Source organism: Crassaminicella profunda, assembly GCF_019884785.1.
Lineage (GTDB): Bacteria > Bacillota > Clostridia > Peptostreptococcales > Thermotaleaceae > Crassaminicella > Crassaminicella profunda.
The window spans coordinates 75,204-90,906 of sequence record NZ_CP082326.1 but is presented as its reverse complement, the minus strand read 5'-3'; the positions used below and the strand labels follow the sequence as shown (position 1 = coordinate 90,906).

Here is a 15,703-nt window from a genome sequence, read left to right as displayed (position 1 = left end):
GATACTACTTTTCCCGTAACTTTCCATATTCAATTTTCTTTTCCTCATCGTTTTCGTAGACATAAGTCCCTCCAAATATTAATTGGCAGCTTTCATGCCATTATTACTTATACCTTCTGTGCTCTTCCAATATTCTCTAAAAAATGCTAAGAATACTCCAATCATAATTCCTAATACACCTGCAATAACTACATTTAACTTTTTATTTGGTGACACAGGTTTAATTGGTTCTAATGCTGGTGTTTCTATAATAATATTTGCATCCTCTAAAATAGAAGATTGAGCAATACTTATTTCTTCTAATTTTTTATTAAATGCATCGTATGTTGATTGAGCTAAATCTACTTTATTTGTAATAATTCGTTCATCATGCTGCTTTTCTGCAAAATCTACTTGAAGCTTTTCTAATTCGTTTTGTGCTCTTGTGATTTCTTTTCTTAAGTTTTGTTGTTTTGCTGTACTTTCTGATAATTGTATTTTAAAATCCGATAGCGTCTGTTTTAATAAATAATAATTATCATTTTTTTCTTCAACCTCTATCGATACACCAAATAAATCACTACTAGATTCAGTAGAATTCTCTGTAGCTACTTGTGACATATATGGATCATCTGAAAGAGATTTCTTTAAAGCTACTTTTTCTGGAGTTGTTTTTAATTCATCTTCTGCTCGATTGATTTTTGCTCTTAATTGCTGTTCATTTACTTTTTCTTCTGCTAATTTTGTTTTATAATCTGTAACCAATTTGATCTTTGCATCAATATCTGCTTGAAGCTCTTTTACGCCTTTTGGTTGTGCTAAAAAGTCTTTGTACTCTACTAAAACATCATCTAACTTTTGTTTTTGTACGTCTTTCTGTTCCTCAATAGAATTAGATGATTTATTGGCTTGTTCTTTAGATTTTGTTGCAATAAAATTTACAAACTTTTTTGATAAAGTGTTTGCAATTTCTGCTGCTAATTTTTTATCTGTATTCTTTACTTTGATAGCAATTAAATTTGTATCCTTGATGGTCTCAAGTTCAATTATGTTTGCCAAATCAAGTCTTGTCATCTCTTTTTTGTCTAATCCCAATTCTTTTATGGTTTCTTCTAGAATCACTGGATTTTTTAATTGTTCTTTGTATGTTTCAATAGTCAGGTCAGGAATCTCTGCTACTGAATCTAATATTCCTTCAATCCCTTCTCCTCTTTGTTTTGCTTTGTATTTATCTGTTATGTTTGAAGCCATCAAGACGGTTTTCGCTTCATATACGGGTTCCATTACAAAGAAACTTAGTACAAAAGCTGCTAAAACACATACAGCTGTAACCCCTATAATTAATTTTTTTTGTTTTAATAATACTTCAATCAGTTCTCTCAAACTGATTTCATCATATTGTGTTTGTTGCTCCATTCCTTCTCCTCCACTCTTCAAATTGTTATGTATGTCTTTACAAGTAAATATATTTTACTTTCTACAAAACTATGCTTCACCAATATTATCTTACTCCCCATCAACCACTGCAAACTTAATCGTCGCTTTACAAGCAACTTCATCTCCTACATAAGCTACAGCTTCTCCTTTTCCCATACCTCTACGCATTTTAGACATCTCAACTTCAAGTCTTAATGTATCTCCAGGAACTACTTGTCTTCTAAATTTCGCATTTTCAATACCAGTAAATAATGCTAATTTCCCTTTATGCTCTTCCATAGAAAGTACTGATACTGCTCCAACTTGCGCCAAAGCTTCTACTTGAAGGACTCCTGGCATGATAGGATTTCCTGGAAAGTGTCCTTGAAAAAATGGTTCGTTTATAGTCACATTTTTAATTCCTACTGCTTTCTTCCCTGGTTCCATTTCAATAATTTTGTCTACTAGTAAAAATGGATATCTATGCGGGATGATTTTTTGAATTTCTATATTATTTAACATTATGTACACTCCTTTAAATATTTTCTCTAACTATTTTATTTTACAAGAATATACAGTATTAATCAACAAAATATAAATCTTTTAATATAAACGTAAGATATGGATATAACTGTATATAAAAAAGAGTCAATTTATGTAGTAGTTTATCGACTCTTTTATACTGTTCACTATTCACTTTCAACTTTTCTTAGTTTTTGTATAAATCTATGAATCTTTATTTCATATTCTTAGAAAGCTGATCATACATCTGTTTTGCAAGTCCCATTCCATTCCCTTTAGATGCTTCTTCAGCTAATTTTTCATCTAGCATGCCCTCAAAAATTTCTCGTCCATAGCTTTTTTCTATGATACCATCTTCATGAATGGTGCTTCTCATATTTTTCATCATCATATTGATAAATACGGATTCAAATTGTCTGCAAGCATCCATAAGCTTTTTTTCATCTTTTGATGTTTTTGCTTGTTCAAAAACTTTTTCAAAGGAATTGCTCTTTATTTTACTTTTTTCATATTGAGCTTTATTCATAGAAGACATTGAAACTGGATTGATTTTCATCATTGATCATCTACCTTCTTAGATTATTTGCCTGCTCTAACATCTGGTCTGCTGTTTGGATTGATTTTGAGTTGATTTCATAGGCTCTTTGAGCAGTGATCATTTTTACCATTTCTTCTACTACAGATACATTAGAGCTTTCTAAGAATCCTTGTTTGATCGTTCCTGCATCTCCATCTTCTGCTTCTATGGCTTCACCTGATGCATTGGTTGCTTTATATAGGTTTTGTCCGATTGCTTCAAGACCAGCAGGATTTGGAAATTTTACTAGAGTCATTTGCCCAAGTTCTTCCCAATCCTCTTCTCCTTTTCTTTTTACATTGATCTTTCCTTCTGGAGAAACAGTAATTTCTTTAACATCGCTGCCTAGCTCTATATCAGCACCTTCTGCTTGTACAAAATATCCATCTGATGTAACGAGTCTTGCTTCATCATCTTCTACACTTAGTTTAAAACTTCCATCTTTTGTATAGAATATGTTGTCATTTGCATCTCTTACTTGGAAGAATCCATCCCCATCTATAGCAAAATCTAAATCATTGTTTGTTTGTTCAAGGTTTCCTTTCCCGAATGAACGAAGGGTTGCCATTGGCATAACACCATATCCTATTTCAAGATTTACGGGTCTTCCTTCTCCTTGATCTATACTTTTGCTCGTTAATTGCTCATATAATAAGTCTTTAAATTCTACCCTTTGCTTTTTATATCCAGTAGTATTTACATTGGCTAAGTTGTTTGATATGGTATCAACATTCAATTGCTGTGCTTTCATTCCCGATGCAGCAGTCCATAGTGCTCTCATATTTGTTTCCTCCCTCTACTATACTTTTCCAACCTCATTTACAGCTTTTCCTAATGTATCATCATACGCTTTGACGATTTTTTGTCCTGATTCATAGTTTCTAAAAAGGCTCATCATTTTCACCATTTCTTTTACAGCATTCACATTTGATTTTTCTAAAAATCCTTGAACAACTTGTCCTGTAAATTCAGCTTCTTTCCCTTGTACACCTTCTGCCATTCTATACATATTGCTTGCTTCTTTCCTTAGGTCCTTCCTGTTTTCTATATCGACCACTTGTATGGTATCCATATATTCACCGTCTACCATAATTTCTCCTAATTCATTAATGGATATATCTGATCCATCCAAAATAATAGGCCCATCAAAACCTTCTACCTTATATCCATCTAATGTAACAAGTTCATGATCTTTGTTCAAAGCAAAGCTTCCATCTCTTGTATAACGCAATCCTGCTGGTGTTTCAACTTTGAAAAATCCTCTACCTTTTATCCCTACATCTAAATTATTGTCCGTCTCATAGAGTTGTCCTTGTTCATGGTTTACATAAACTCTATCCAGCCTTACTCCAGCATTTAAGGTTCCAATAGTGTTAGGGGATACGGGCATAACTAAATTATCTACTACATTTCCACCTACTAGTACTTGTCCCCGCTCATTGATCTGCAGTTCTCCATCTCCTATTTTGATGGGTCCTTTGTTCCCTAAAAGTAAATAGCCTGATTTTGTATCAATCTCCCCATTAAGATCTTTATAATATGTGCTCAGGTATCCATCTTCATTCACCGTAAATTTTAAATCCTTATGATAACTCTCTCCATTAGGTGTCTTTACTTTAAAATATCCACCGGTAGTATTTACTTCATATAAGTTATCTTCTTTGTTTACCGTCACTTTTCTAGTAGCTTCCATATTTGTAAAATCCATAGGTGCATTAATTTTTTTTATCAAAGTCTCTGGAAAAGACTCTGAAACAACTAAGTCTTTTTTATATGCTACTGTATCAATATTTGCAATGTTATTGGTAATAACCTCCAATTTTTTGTTATTCGTCTTCATAGCAGACGTTGCCGTATAAAGTCCCCTGAGCATGAAATGTCACTCCCTTATCTATATACCTAATCCTATGTATTATATCGACATATCTAGCTGAAATGTTTATCTTTTTTGAGTAAAAAATAAAAAATTTGCGGATTGCTATCCATATACAGCATCTCACAAATCATGTTCTTTGTATTTCTCTCTATTTTATTCTTAATCTTTAACTCTTTTCTTCTTTAATCTTTTGATTTTTAATCTTTTCTACTAAAATAAAAAGTAAATATTTTTGAAAAGATAAGAGAATAACTTACAATAGATTAGCCAAGAAAACCGTTTTCTCTAATCTATTGTTGTTATGAACGTTCTTTTCAAAAATATTTACCACCCCTTACCTAGATCTTCTAAAATCCTTACTACTCATCATACTCTTTTCTAAAACACTAATAGACTCAAGGGATGCTCCTGTTCCCTTCGCCACGCATTCAATAGGATCTTCTGCAATATAAGTAGGAATTCCAGTTCTCTCTTCAATGAGTTTATTGAGTCCATCTAGTAAAGATCCTCCACCTGTCATAACGATCCCTCTGTCACTAATATCTGCAGCAAGTTCTGGTGGTGTTCTCTCAAGAACTGCATGAACAGCATCAGCAATAGCCATAACTGGCTCTGCAAGGGCATACAACATTTCTTCAGAAGTTACTTTAATGGTTCTTGGAAGTCCTGAAACCAAATCTCGTCCTCTACATTCAGCCGTTAAGATCTTTGTTCTTGGATAGGCTGATCCAATAGTCATTTTTAAGTTTTCCGCTGTTCTCTCTCCGATTAAAAGATTATGTTTTTTCCTCATATATTTTACAATGGATTGATCAAATCTATCTCCTGCACATTTAATAGACCTACTTGCAACTACCCCTCCTAGAGAAATTACTGCCACATCTGCTGTTCCGCCCCCAATATCTACAACCATATTTCCATCTGGTTTAGATATATCAAGTCCGGCTCCAATAGCTGCTGCAATAGGTTCTTCTATCAAATAAGTAGTCCCACCGCCAGCTTCACTAGTTGCTTCTATAGCTGCTCTTTTTTCTACTTCTGTTACACCACTAGGTACACAAACAATAATTTTAGGCTTGAAAAATTTTCTTTTCCCACAAGTTTTTTGTATAAAATAGCGAAGCATTCTTTCTGTCACTTCATAATCAGAAATCACACCGTCCTTTAATGGTCTTATAGCAACAATGTTTCCTGGTGTTCTTCCTAGCATTCTTCTTGCTTCTTCTCCAACTGCTAAAAGATGATTGGTATTTTTATCAATAGCTACTACGGAAGGTTCTTTTAAGACAATTCCCTTTCCTTTTATAAATACCAAAACACTAGCCGTACCTAAGTCAATACCTACTTCCATTCCTAATCCAAACATTTTAATCTCCTTCCATCCTTATACTTGAAGCTATTTTTCTATATGAAATAAATATTTTGTTCTATTAACAATAAATTTGTCGCATCCACCTTAATTTATTCTATATATATTTTATAATTCCTTTTTAATTTTAAAGTTTTTTCCAGTATCTTTTTTAAACTATTTATTTTCTGTTCTATTGATTCTCCCTACTGCATAGTATTTATCAAGGAGTTCATATAAAGGGGGTTACACAATTGAAAGATTACATAGAAGAAAGAGCAATGGAAATAGCTGAATATATTATAAATGAAAAAGCTACCGTTCGCCAAACCGCCAAAGTGTTTGGGGTAAGCAAAAGCACAGTGCATAAGGATGTAACTGAACGCCTTCCTAAGATAAACCCTCTAGTTGCAAGTCAAGTAAAAAGAATACTTGATAAAAATAAAGCAGAAAGACATATAAGAGGCGGTAAAGCAACAAGGATGAAATATAGAAGCATTCACGAATAGAGAAAAACAGGGGAACTCCCCTGTTTTAGTTTTTATTAGATAAAAATCCATTCGGATTCACATTTTTTCCATCTATTAAGACTTCAAAATGAAGATGGGGCTCCTCTAATGTTTCAAATAGAGCCGTTTTGCCAACTCCGCTAATCCTTTGTCCTTTCTCTACCCAATCTCCAACCTTTACCAAATCCCCTGTATTGAGATTTGCATATTTTGTAATCATTTGGTCTCCATGGGATAATGCAATGGTAATTCCAAGTTGAGAATCTGTTACAACTTCTACAACTTTTCCTTCTAATGCTGCAACAACAGGCGTATTTTCTGAAGCCATAATATCTATTCCATTGTGTGTAGTATATTGATCTAATGTTTTAGAATAGATTAACCGATTGGCTGCATAATCCATACCCTTTTCCCCTGTTACAGGCTTGATCATTTCTATTTTTTTATTTTTCACTACTTCTTTTTTTACTTCTTCTTTGACTTCTTTAGGCTTTGACTCAACAACATTTGAAGATGTAGCTTCTAACTTCTCATCCTCTTCAATTTCCTCAACAATAATAGTAGACTCATGAGCATTCAATCCCATATCCATAGAATCTAACGACTCATTTTCTTCTAATGATGGGTTTTTAATATCTTCTGCTGTGAATTCTTCTATATTTTTCTTAGTAACCCACACTGCTGTTGTTGCGACAATACATATACATAGGAATAAAATGATATAAAATCCTTCCTTATCCAAAAGTTTATAAAGACTACTATTTTTTGACCATTTTTTCAAACCCATATACCTCACCTCCATCTAGTATTGTTGCCACTAGAATAGATTTCATACATGGGTTTAAATCAAAAATTTTGCATTATGGATTCATTTTACTAATATCTACTCCTATATAGTAATGTTTTAATATCTCATCAAATGTATGACCTCTCTCTGCCATACCATTAGCCCCCCACTGGCTCATCCCTACCCCATGACCATATCCATTAGTGATAAATTTTATATTTTCTCCTTCAATAACTATTTTAAAATTGGCTGATCTAAGGCCTAGCAATTCTCTTATTTCTCTTCCTGTTAAGACCTTATTCCCCACTTGTATTTTTAAAACTCTGCCTCCTTCACTTCTTTCCAATATCTTTACTGAACTAATACTGGAAGGTTCTATATTACAATCACTATATTTATTTTTAATTTTTTTGATAAAATTTGAAACTAAAACCTTTTGTTCATCCTCAAGATGAGGAGCTCTCTCTTCATATGGACTCTCCACACTTCTAAGATAAGGTACCCAAGCAGCAAAAACGTCCTCTGAATTCTCGGTTTTCCCTCCACTGGTAGAATGAAAAAGGGGTTGTTTTATAGGCTCATTGTCATATGTCATAATCATCCCTTTTGTTTCGTCTACTGCTTTCTCAATTTTAGGCCAGTAATCTTTCATCCAATTTTTTGCCTTAAGCTTTCTTAATTTTTCCTTTGAAAGCCATACCTGACAGTGAACACTATCACAAAGTTCGGCTCCAGGATGTGATGGATGTCCATCTTTTCCATAAGCATTGATTCTTGATACTGCATAACTCCTTGCTGCAACTGCTTGAGCTTTTAATGCTTCCATCTGAAAAGCCGCTGGCATTTCTCCTGCCACAACCCCTTTTATATACTCCTCTAAATCTAGCGTTTTAATTTCTCCTGTTTCATGAATATATACCCGTACAACCTGATTACTTTCTACAATTGGTTCCTTTATTACTTTGGGTTTATGAACATCACAGCCTTGAATCAATAGAATAGGTAAGCAAATAATCGTAATAAATATGGCTAAAATAGACATGAATATACTTTTCATCCCATTTCCCCCTTTGTATCTTTTACCATAAGCTTAGTGCATTGGTTCAGCAAAGCTGAACATGGAGAATTCAGATATGAATCCCACCCCACCTGAATCGTCTTGTACTAAGAGTAAAAATCTTATTAAAATTTTACAGTCACATAATCTATATAGCCTATGCAAAGCAAAAGAAAAATAGAACAAAAAAAATGTGCCTATAAAAGACACATTTTTTTTATTCTTCTCTTCTAATTTTTGCTCCTAATGCACGTAATTTTTTTTCAATATTTACATAGCCTCGATCTATATGATAAATATCACCAATTTCTGTTTTACCTTCTGCTACCATCCCAGCAAGGATTAAAGCAGCACCTGCTCTTAAATCAGTTGCTTTTACTTGCGTTCCTTGTAAACTTTCTACACCCTGTACTACAGCACTTCTTCCTTCAATTCTAATATTCGCACCCATTCTTTTTAATTCTGCCACATGCATAAATCTATTTTCAAATACTGTTTCTATCACAACACTTGTACCCTTTGCAACACTCAAAAGGGTCATAAATTGTGCTTGCATATCCGTAGGAAATCCAGGATAAGGTAAAGTTTTAATATCTGTGGAGATTACTCCATTTTTCGCCATAACCCGAATACTGTCTGTACTTTCTTCGATTTTTACACCGCATTCTCTTAACTTAGCAATCGTAGGCTTTAAATGCTCTGATAGGGCATTTTCAATCAGCACATCTCCTCCAGTCATAGCTGCTGCAACCATAAAGGTTCCTGCCTCAATTCTATCAGGAATGATCATATGCCTTGTTGCACCTAATTCTTTTACCCCTTCAATCTTTATAGTATCTGTTCCTGCTCCCTTAATTTTTGCACCTAATCCATTTAAGAAGTTCGCTAAATCCACTATTTCTGGCTCTTCTGCTACGTTTTCTATAACCGTTAACCCTTCTGCCATAGTAGCTGCCATCATAATATTTTCAGTAGCACCTACACTTGGAAAGTCTAAATATATTTTGTTTCCTCTGAGCTTGTCTGCTTTTGCTTCTACATATCCATGTCCTACATTAATTTCTGCTCCTAATGCGTGGAATCCTTTTAGATGCAAATCAATAGGCCTTGTTCCTATAGCACATCCACCTGGAAGGGATATCCTAGCTTTTCCCATTCTTGCCAAAAGAGGACCCATTACTAAAAATGATGCTCGCATTTTTCGAACCAATTCATAAGGCGCTTCATAATGAAGAATACTAGATCCATCCACTTCAACACAGCCTTCATTTACATTTCTTTTCACACGAGCACCGATAGATGATAATAATTCACTGATTACTTCTACGTCTTTTAGTACAGGTATATCTTCTAAAACACATTTTCCTTGAGATAATAGGGATGCAGCAAGAATTGGTAATACTGAATTTTTTGCTCCATTCACCCTCACACGACCCTTTAACGGAGGGCTTTTTTCTATAACAATTTTAGCCACATGTTATCCTCCTTTTACAAATTAAGTTTTATACAACTAATAGGATTTGTTACTATATTTCAAAACTATTTCTTTCTTCTTTAACTTATTTATTATTTCGTGGCATAGCTCAAGATAACATTTCTACATTTTTATGAAATCTCCTTTAGGAAATTTTTATAAATTAATATCCAATTGAAATAAACGGTGTTCCAATCCAAAGATTTGTTTTGTCCTCATAGGAATTATATCGAAGAGCTATATGCAAATTTACTTTTTTTCCCCCATAAGAAGTGTAATTTTTTATTTTACTACTAAAACTAGTGATGCTGATCATTGCTTCATCTCTAAAGCTTTCTACTTCCTTTGCGTCCATATTTTTTTCAATATCCTCAATAATATTCTCTTTTTGTACTTGAGTTAATTCCCCTTTATAGCTTGCTGTAATACACGATGTTAGATGAGGTTTTCCAAAATCCGTTAAAGCTTCTTCTATCTTTTTGGATAAATCATTTAAATGATCAAGTTCATGGTCTATAACATCTACTACAATATTGGTTTCTTCTAATTCTTCATATTCCGTAGATTGGATAATGATACAAATAGTTTCTTCATCTTTCCCTTTTCCTACTAAACATATTTGAATATTTTCTTTTGTTGATGTATCTTCTATTTTTTCCTTTTTTACTCCTAATTTTTCTGCTAAATCTAAGGAAATTTTTTTTGCTTTTGATCCATTGGTAAAAACTTTGTCCATATTTACATATGCATTGATGTTTACTTCTTCTACTACTGCATCCGTACTTTTAATAGTCTTAATAATGCCTTCTTCTTTTGTCATCGCCACTGTATGAAAAGATAATATACATAATAAATTCATAAAGATAAATAAATAAAGACAAATTTTTTTAAAATTTAAATAAGATTTCATATTGCCCTCTCCCTCAATCATATAAAATATAAAGGGAAGAAAATAAATAATCAAATATGTTAAAGGGGGACGAAAACATATTTTCTATCTATTATCTTCCCTTGTTATTAAAAGTATTGACGGAAGAAAAGGGGAATATACGTCTATATTTTAAAAAAATTTTCTACTTTTTTACAACCTCACAAACACCACATTTGATGCCCATCATTTTATCTAAAAGGGTCATTTCTTCAAATTCATCCATAAACATAGGGCTCTTTTTTTGTAATTCTTCCATATGTTTTTTACATAGTTTTTTACTATGAGCATAGTAAAATTCGTCTGGAAGCTTCGGTAATTCTTTTATCAATACCTGTCTTTCATCTATTGCTTCATTGCTAGCTAACACTAAGGCAATTTCTTTATTTGTACCATTCATATCTATCGTTTTATAGTCTTTATCATACTTATGAGCTAAATCCATAAACTTTTCAGTAATCGTATCTAAAACACTACTTTCCACAATTAGTTTATCAATTCTTTCATCTTTACATTTTTCTTCTATAACTTTTACGGCTTCTTTTCTATTAATTTGCTCAAAGGTCAATGCAAATATGACCCTTTCTCGAAATTCCCCAAGCCAATATTTCTTTTCATCAGCCTTGATTTCTGGTGTACCTGATAATCCGTATTCTGTATATTTTTCTAATTCACTTTGTTTGTTCATAAACGTCCTCCATTCCTAAAGCTATTGCACATTATTGCATTTTCTATATTGATTGTCAATATTATTTTTATTTTTTTATATACGTTCTATTCATAGATCTAGATCTTCACACTGACTATTTGAAATATGATCATAATCAATAAATCCCTTCAATAACTTTTGCAAAAAAAAACTAGCTAAAATGACATAAAAAAATCCCAAATCTATTTAGATTTGGGATTTTCATCTATTCACCTTTTGCAACTCTAATTCTCGTTAAAGCTCTTTTGAGAGCTGCTTTTGCTCTTAGGGTATCTACATTAGACTGCGGTTTATGTAATCTTTCCTCAGCTCTATTTTTTGATTCTTCCGCCCTTTTTACATCTATTTCTTCAGGCCATTCAGCTGAATCCGTAATGATCGTTGTCTTTTCTTCTTTGATCTGAATGAAACCTCCTGCACATGCAGCTTCTTTGTATTGTCCATTTTCTTTTATTTTGATTGCACCAATTTCTAGAGGACTTACCGTTAACATATGATCTTTTAAAATTCCTATGTCTCCTCCAACAGTTCTTATAACGATTCTCTCTACAGAACCTTCATAGAACTTTCTATCAGGTGTGACGATTTCAAGTTCCAAAGTAGAAGCCATATTTTCACCTCGCTTCTCTAACTTTTTCTCTTGGCTTTTTCAACTGCTTCTTCTATTGGTCCAACAAAAAGGAACGCAGATTCTGGAAGATCATCATGCTTTCCTTCAAGAATTTCCTTAAATCCTCTGATGGTCTCTTTAAGAGGTACATATTTTCCTTCCATCCCTGTAAATGCTTCCGCTACACTAAATGGTTGAGAGAAAAATCTTTGAACCTTTCTTGCACGAGATACTAGAAGTTTATCTTCATCAGATAATTCATCCATACCAAGAATAGCAATAATATCTTGAAGTTCTTTATATCTTTGAAGTACCTCTTGCACCTGACGAGCTACTTGATAATGTTCTTCTCCTATGATTTCAGGATCCATAATTCTTGAGTTAGAATCTAATGGATCAACTGCAGGATAAATACCAAGCTCTGTAATCCCACGAGAAAGAACCGTCTGTGCATCTAAGTGGGCAAATGTTGTTGCAGGAGCCGGGTCTGTCAAGTCATCTGCTGGTACATATACAGCTTGAACAGATGTGATAGATCCTTTCTTTGTTGATGTAATTCTCTCCTGTAGCGCACCCATCTCTGTTGCTAGGGTTGGCTGATAACCAACGGCACTCGGCATACGGCCAAGAAGTGCTGAAACCTCTGAACCTGCTTGAGTAAATCTAAATATATTATCAATAAATAAAAGTACGTCTTGTCCTTCTTGATCTCTAAAGTATTCTGCCATAGTAAGACCAGAAAGAGCTACACGCATTCTTGCTCCAGGTGGTTCATTCATCTGACCAAATACCATAGAAGTCTTATCAATAACACCTGATTCAATCATTTCATGATAAAGATCATTTCCTTCTCTTGTTCTTTCTCCTACTCCTGCAAATACAGAAAGACCGCCATGCTCTTTTGCAATATTATTGATAAGCTCCATGATCAGTACTGTCTTTCCAACACCAGCACCACCAAAAAGTCCAATTTTTCCACCCTTTACATAAGGTGCTATCAAATCTACTACCTTAATACCTGTTTCAAATATTTGTGATGAAGTTTCTTGTTCTTCAAATTTTGGTGCTTGTCTATGAATAGGGAATCTTTGTTTCTCATTTGCAGATCCTTTTAAGTCTATTGGCTCTCCTAATACATTAAAGATTCTTCCTAGTGTTTCTTTTCCTACAGGAACAGTAATAGGTGCTCCTGTATCTACTGCTTCTGTACCACGTACAAGTCCATCAGTAGATGACATGGCAATACAACGAACTGTATCATCTCCTAAATGCTGTGCTACTTCAGAAACGATTTTTTTGTCGCCTACGTTGATTTCTATTGCATTTAGTAGATTTGGAAGATGTTCTGGATTAAATTTTATATCTAAAACCGGACCGATAATTTGAACGATTTTTCCAATATTTTGTGCCATGTTCTCTCACATCCTTTCTTTTAAGTAATTCTACTTAAGTGCTTCTACACCCCCAACAATTTCAGCAATTTCTTGTGTGATTGCTGCTTGACGGGCTCTATTGTAATTCAATGTGAATTTATCAATCATTTCTTCTGCATTTTCCGTAGCATTTTCCATAGCCATCCTTCTTGATCCTTGTTCACTAGCTGAAGCTTCTACTAATGCACCATAAATTGTACTCTCAATATATTTAGGTACAATATAATTTAACAAACTTTCTGGCGAAGGTTCATAAGAAACATATTCAAAATCTTCTTTTTTCTCTACTTCCTGTTTTTCCATACTCACTGGAAGTAATTGAATGATTTCTGGGTTTTGAGATACGGTACTGACAAATTGTGTATATACAAGATAGACTTCATCTATCATTTTTTTCTCATATAATCTTAATATTAGATTACTGATTTTTTTCGCATCCCCATAAGTAGGACTTTCTGAAATATGAATAAATTCTCCATCTAATTCATATTTTCTGTTGCGATAATAATCTCGTGCTTTTGTTCCAACGGTTACAACAGATACACCATTTTTTTCTTCCATACTTTCTAATGCTTTTTTAATCACATTGATATTGTAGCCACCACATAAACCTCTATCTGCTGTAATGACAATATAACAACTCTTTTTTACTTCTCTTTCTTCTAAAAACTTATGTTTTAATCCTTCAGCATTTGAAAATATATCTCTCACCGTATCCTGTATCGTATGAAAGTAAGGTCTTGATTTTTCAGCACGCTCTCTTGCACGCCTTAATTTAGCTGACGATACAAGCTCCATTGCCTTCGTTATTTGTTTTGTACTGTTTACACTTTTAATTCTGCGCTTTATATCGCGCATACCCATTCCTGCCATGCATTCACCTCCATCCATAACAGTTAACGGTTAGGATTTAGCCGTTAACCGTTCCTGGTTAGTCCTTAGCCTATGGCCGTGGCAGACTTTTTATTCTTCTATTTTAAAAATTCCTTTAAATTGTTCAATAGCCATCTTTAATTTTTCTACTAAATCATCACCTAATTTTCCTGTACTTTTAATCTCTTCCCCAATTTCTGGATGACTTTGATCCATAAACTCAAGGAGTTCCTTCTCAAATCTCTTTACTTGTGATACAGGAATATCTGTTAAATATTTATTAATAGCAGCAAATATAATCATTACTTGATGCTCCACTTTTACAGGTGCATACTGAGGTTGCTTTAGAATCTCCAGAATTCTTTCCCCTTGTGCAAGTCGATCTCTTGTATCCTTATCAAGCTCTGAACCAAATTGGGCAAATGCTGCAAGCTCTCTATATTGAGCAAGCTCTAACTTGATTTTACCAGCAACCTTTTTCATAGCCTTAAGCTGCGCATCTCCACCAACCCTCGATACAGATATACCAGGGTTTACGGCAGGACGTTGGCCTGCTGCAAAGCTTTCTGATTCTAAGAATATCTGTCCATCTGTAATAGATATTACATTTGTAGGAATATACGCTGAAACGTCTCCTGCCTGTGTTTCTATAATTGGTAGAGCCGTTAAAGATCCTCCACCCAAATCATCATTTAATTTAGCAGCACGCTCAAGTAATCTACTATGTAAATAGAATACATCTCCTGGATACGCCTCACGTCCTGGCGGACGACGAAGAAGTAATGACAGTGCACGATAAGCAACAGCATGCTTTGATAAATCATCATAAATAATCAATACATCTTTTCCTTGATGCATAAACTCTTCACCCATTGCACAACCTGCATATGGTGCAATATATTGAATCGGTGCCAATTCACTAGCAGTAGCAGATACAATAATGGTATAATCCATAGCACCTCTATCTTCTAGCGTCTTTACAATTTGTGCTACAGTAGATTTTTTTTGTCCAATAGCAACATAAATACAAATAACATTTTCTTCTTTTTGATTCAATATGGTATCTACAGCAATCGCTGTTTTTCCTGTTTGTCTATCTCCGATAATTAATTCACGTTGACCTCTACCAATTGGAATCATTGCATCTATTGCCTTGATTCCTGTTTGTAATGGTTGATGAACTGATTTTCTTTCAATAACTCCAGGAGCAACTGCTTCAACAGGTCGATACTTTTCTGATTTGATAGGACCTTTTCCATCTATAGGCTGACCTAATGCATTAACTACACGGCCCATCAATCCATCGCCAACAGGAACCTCAACAATTCTTCCTGTATGCTTTACAATATCGCCTTCTTTGATCTTGTCATCTGAACCTAAAAGTACACAACCAACATTATCTTCTTCTAGGTTTAGAGCCATTCCATAGACATCACCAGGAAACTCTAAAAGCTCTCCTGCCATACATTTTTCTAGTCCATGGATTCTGGCAATACCATCCCCTACTTGAATAACTGTACCTACATCAGTAACTTGAAGCTTATTCTCATATCTTTTTATCTGTTCTTTTATAATTGAACTGATTTCTTCAGGTCTGAGATTCAT

The 15,703-nt window shown here is 33.9% G+C and carries 16 protein-coding genes; 1 reads left to right on the top strand and 15 read right to left on the bottom strand.

All coding sequences use genetic code 11. The features are described 5' to 3' along the window. Positions 1-78: 78 nt before the first annotated feature. From K7H06_RS00385 to mreB, 6 genes are all read right to left on the bottom strand, one after another. Positions 79-1,395 (bottom strand): GumC family protein, encoded by a 1,317-nt coding sequence (locus K7H06_RS00385; RefSeq protein ID WP_223038043.1) that lies wholly within the window; start codon positions 1,393-1,395, stop codon positions 79-81. Between the two features lie 90 nt (positions 1,396-1,485). Then, positions 1,486-1,917: a 3-hydroxyacyl-ACP dehydratase FabZ gene (fabZ, locus tag K7H06_RS00380; protein WP_223038042.1), complete on the bottom strand. Its 432-nt coding sequence runs from the start codon at positions 1,915-1,917 to the stop codon at positions 1,486-1,488. Positions 1,918-2,131: 214 nt separating this feature from the next. Continuing rightward, entirely contained in the window at positions 2,132-2,476 is a 345-nt protein-coding gene (locus tag K7H06_RS00375; RefSeq protein ID WP_223038041.1) for a rod-binding protein, read from the bottom strand. Positions 2,477-2,483: 7 nt separating this feature from the next. Continuing rightward, on the bottom strand, positions 2,484-3,275 hold the full coding sequence (flgG, locus tag K7H06_RS00370) for a flagellar basal-body rod protein FlgG (protein WP_223038040.1): 792 nt from the start codon (positions 3,273-3,275) through the stop codon (positions 2,484-2,486). Positions 3,276-3,293: 18 nt separating this feature from the next. Further along, positions 3,294-4,367 carry a flagellar hook-basal body protein gene (locus K7H06_RS00365; RefSeq protein WP_223038039.1) on the bottom strand — a complete coding sequence of 358 codons (1,074 nt, stop codon included), beginning with the start codon at positions 4,365-4,367 and terminating at the stop codon, positions 3,294-3,296. 337 nt (positions 4,368-4,704) lie between these two features. Then, positions 4,705-5,736, bottom strand: coding sequence for a rod shape-determining protein (mreB, locus tag K7H06_RS00360; RefSeq protein WP_223038038.1), 1,032 nt, complete (start codon positions 5,734-5,736; stop codon positions 4,705-4,707). Positions 5,737-5,972: 236 nt separating this feature from the next. On the opposite strand from mreB, the gene spoIIID reads away from it, so the two are divergent. Next, positions 5,973-6,227, top strand: coding sequence for a sporulation transcriptional regulator SpoIIID (gene spoIIID, locus K7H06_RS00355; RefSeq protein WP_218283394.1), 255 nt, complete (start codon positions 5,973-5,975; stop codon positions 6,225-6,227). A 25-nt stretch (positions 6,228-6,252) separates the two neighbouring features. Here the strand turns inward: spoIIID and K7H06_RS00350 are convergent, their stop codons facing one another. The 9 genes from K7H06_RS00350 to atpA form a co-directional block, all read right to left on the bottom strand. Beyond that, a complete protein-coding gene (locus tag K7H06_RS00350; RefSeq protein ID WP_223038037.1) occupies positions 6,253-7,014 on the bottom strand; it encodes a M23 family metallopeptidase in 762 nt (253 codons plus the stop codon). Positions 7,015-7,087: 73 nt separating this feature from the next. Continuing rightward, on the bottom strand, positions 7,088-8,071 hold the full coding sequence (gene spoIID / locus K7H06_RS00345; protein ID WP_223038036.1) for a stage II sporulation protein D: 984 nt from the start codon (positions 8,069-8,071) through the stop codon (positions 7,088-7,090). Positions 8,072-8,288: 217 nt separating this feature from the next. After that, positions 8,289-9,545: a UDP-N-acetylglucosamine 1-carboxyvinyltransferase gene (murA, locus tag K7H06_RS00340; protein ID WP_223038035.1), complete on the bottom strand. Its 1,257-nt coding sequence runs from the start codon at positions 9,543-9,545 to the stop codon at positions 8,289-8,291. Between the two features lie 163 nt (positions 9,546-9,708). Further along, positions 9,709-10,455, bottom strand: a complete 747-nt coding sequence (locus K7H06_RS00335; protein ID WP_223038034.1) for a YwmB family TATA-box binding protein — start codon at positions 10,453-10,455, stop codon at positions 9,709-9,711. A gap of 163 nt (positions 10,456-10,618) precedes the next feature. Further along, positions 10,619-11,161 (bottom strand): DUF1694 domain-containing protein, encoded by a 543-nt coding sequence (locus K7H06_RS00330; protein WP_223038033.1) that lies wholly within the window; start codon positions 11,159-11,161, stop codon positions 10,619-10,621. A 226-nt stretch (positions 11,162-11,387) separates the two neighbouring features. Continuing rightward, positions 11,388-11,792, bottom strand: coding sequence for a F0F1 ATP synthase subunit epsilon (locus K7H06_RS00325; RefSeq protein WP_223038032.1), 405 nt, complete (start codon positions 11,790-11,792; stop codon positions 11,388-11,390). Positions 11,793-11,809: 17 nt separating this feature from the next. Continuing rightward, positions 11,810-13,204, bottom strand: coding sequence for a F0F1 ATP synthase subunit beta (atpD, locus tag K7H06_RS00320; RefSeq protein WP_223038031.1), 1,395 nt, complete (start codon positions 13,202-13,204; stop codon positions 11,810-11,812). 30 nt (positions 13,205-13,234) lie between these two features. After that, complete coding sequence (gene atpG, locus K7H06_RS00315; RefSeq protein ID WP_223038030.1) at positions 13,235-14,098, bottom strand: ATP synthase F1 subunit gamma; 864 nt, start codon at positions 14,096-14,098, stop codon at positions 13,235-13,237. 90 nt (positions 14,099-14,188) lie between these two features. Further along, positions 14,189-15,703, bottom strand: a complete 1,515-nt coding sequence (gene atpA / locus K7H06_RS00310) for a F0F1 ATP synthase subunit alpha (protein ID WP_223038029.1) — start codon at positions 15,701-15,703, stop codon at positions 14,189-14,191.

What these genes read in the sequence shown, in the direction of transcription:
- K7H06_RS00385 (WP_223038043.1), bottom strand. Translation starts at nt 1,395, where the DNA reads ATGGAGCAACAAACACAATATGATGAAATCAGTTTGAGAGAACTGATT.
- K7H06_RS00330 (WP_223038033.1), bottom strand. Translation starts at nt 11,161, where the DNA reads ATGAACAAACAAAGTGAATTAGAAAAATATACAGAATACGGATTATCA.
- flgG (WP_223038040.1), bottom strand. Translation starts at nt 3,275, where the DNA reads ATGAGAGCACTATGGACTGCTGCATCGGGAATGAAAGCACAGCAATTG.
- spoIID (WP_223038036.1), bottom strand. Translation starts at nt 8,071, where the DNA reads ATGAAAAGTATATTCATGTCTATTTTAGCCATATTTATTACGATTATT.
- K7H06_RS00375 (WP_223038041.1), bottom strand. Translation starts at nt 2,476, where the DNA reads ATGATGAAAATCAATCCAGTTTCAATGTCTTCTATGAATAAAGCTCAA.
- K7H06_RS00335 (WP_223038034.1), bottom strand. Translation starts at nt 10,455, where the DNA reads ATGAAATCTTATTTAAATTTTAAAAAAATTTGTCTTTATTTATTTATC.
- K7H06_RS00350 (WP_223038037.1), bottom strand. Translation starts at nt 7,014, where the DNA reads ATGGGTTTGAAAAAATGGTCAAAAAATAGTAGTCTTTATAAACTTTTG.
- atpG (WP_223038030.1), bottom strand. Translation starts at nt 14,098, where the DNA reads ATGGCAGGAATGGGTATGCGCGATATAAAGCGCAGAATTAAAAGTGTA.
- atpA (WP_223038029.1), bottom strand. Translation starts at nt 15,703, where the DNA reads ATGAATCTCAGACCTGAAGAAATCAGTTCAATTATAAAAGAACAGATA.
- atpD (WP_223038031.1), bottom strand. Translation starts at nt 13,204, where the DNA reads ATGGCACAAAATATTGGAAAAATCGTTCAAATTATCGGTCCGGTTTTA.
- K7H06_RS00325 (WP_223038032.1), bottom strand. Translation starts at nt 11,792, where the DNA reads ATGGCTTCTACTTTGGAACTTGAAATCGTCACACCTGATAGAAAGTTC.
- mreB (WP_223038038.1), bottom strand. Translation starts at nt 5,736, where the DNA reads ATGTTTGGATTAGGAATGGAAGTAGGTATTGACTTAGGTACGGCTAGT.
- fabZ (WP_223038042.1), bottom strand. Translation starts at nt 1,917, where the DNA reads ATGTTAAATAATATAGAAATTCAAAAAATCATCCCGCATAGATATCCA.
- K7H06_RS00365 (WP_223038039.1), bottom strand. Translation starts at nt 4,367, where the DNA reads ATGCTCAGGGGACTTTATACGGCAACGTCTGCTATGAAGACGAATAAC.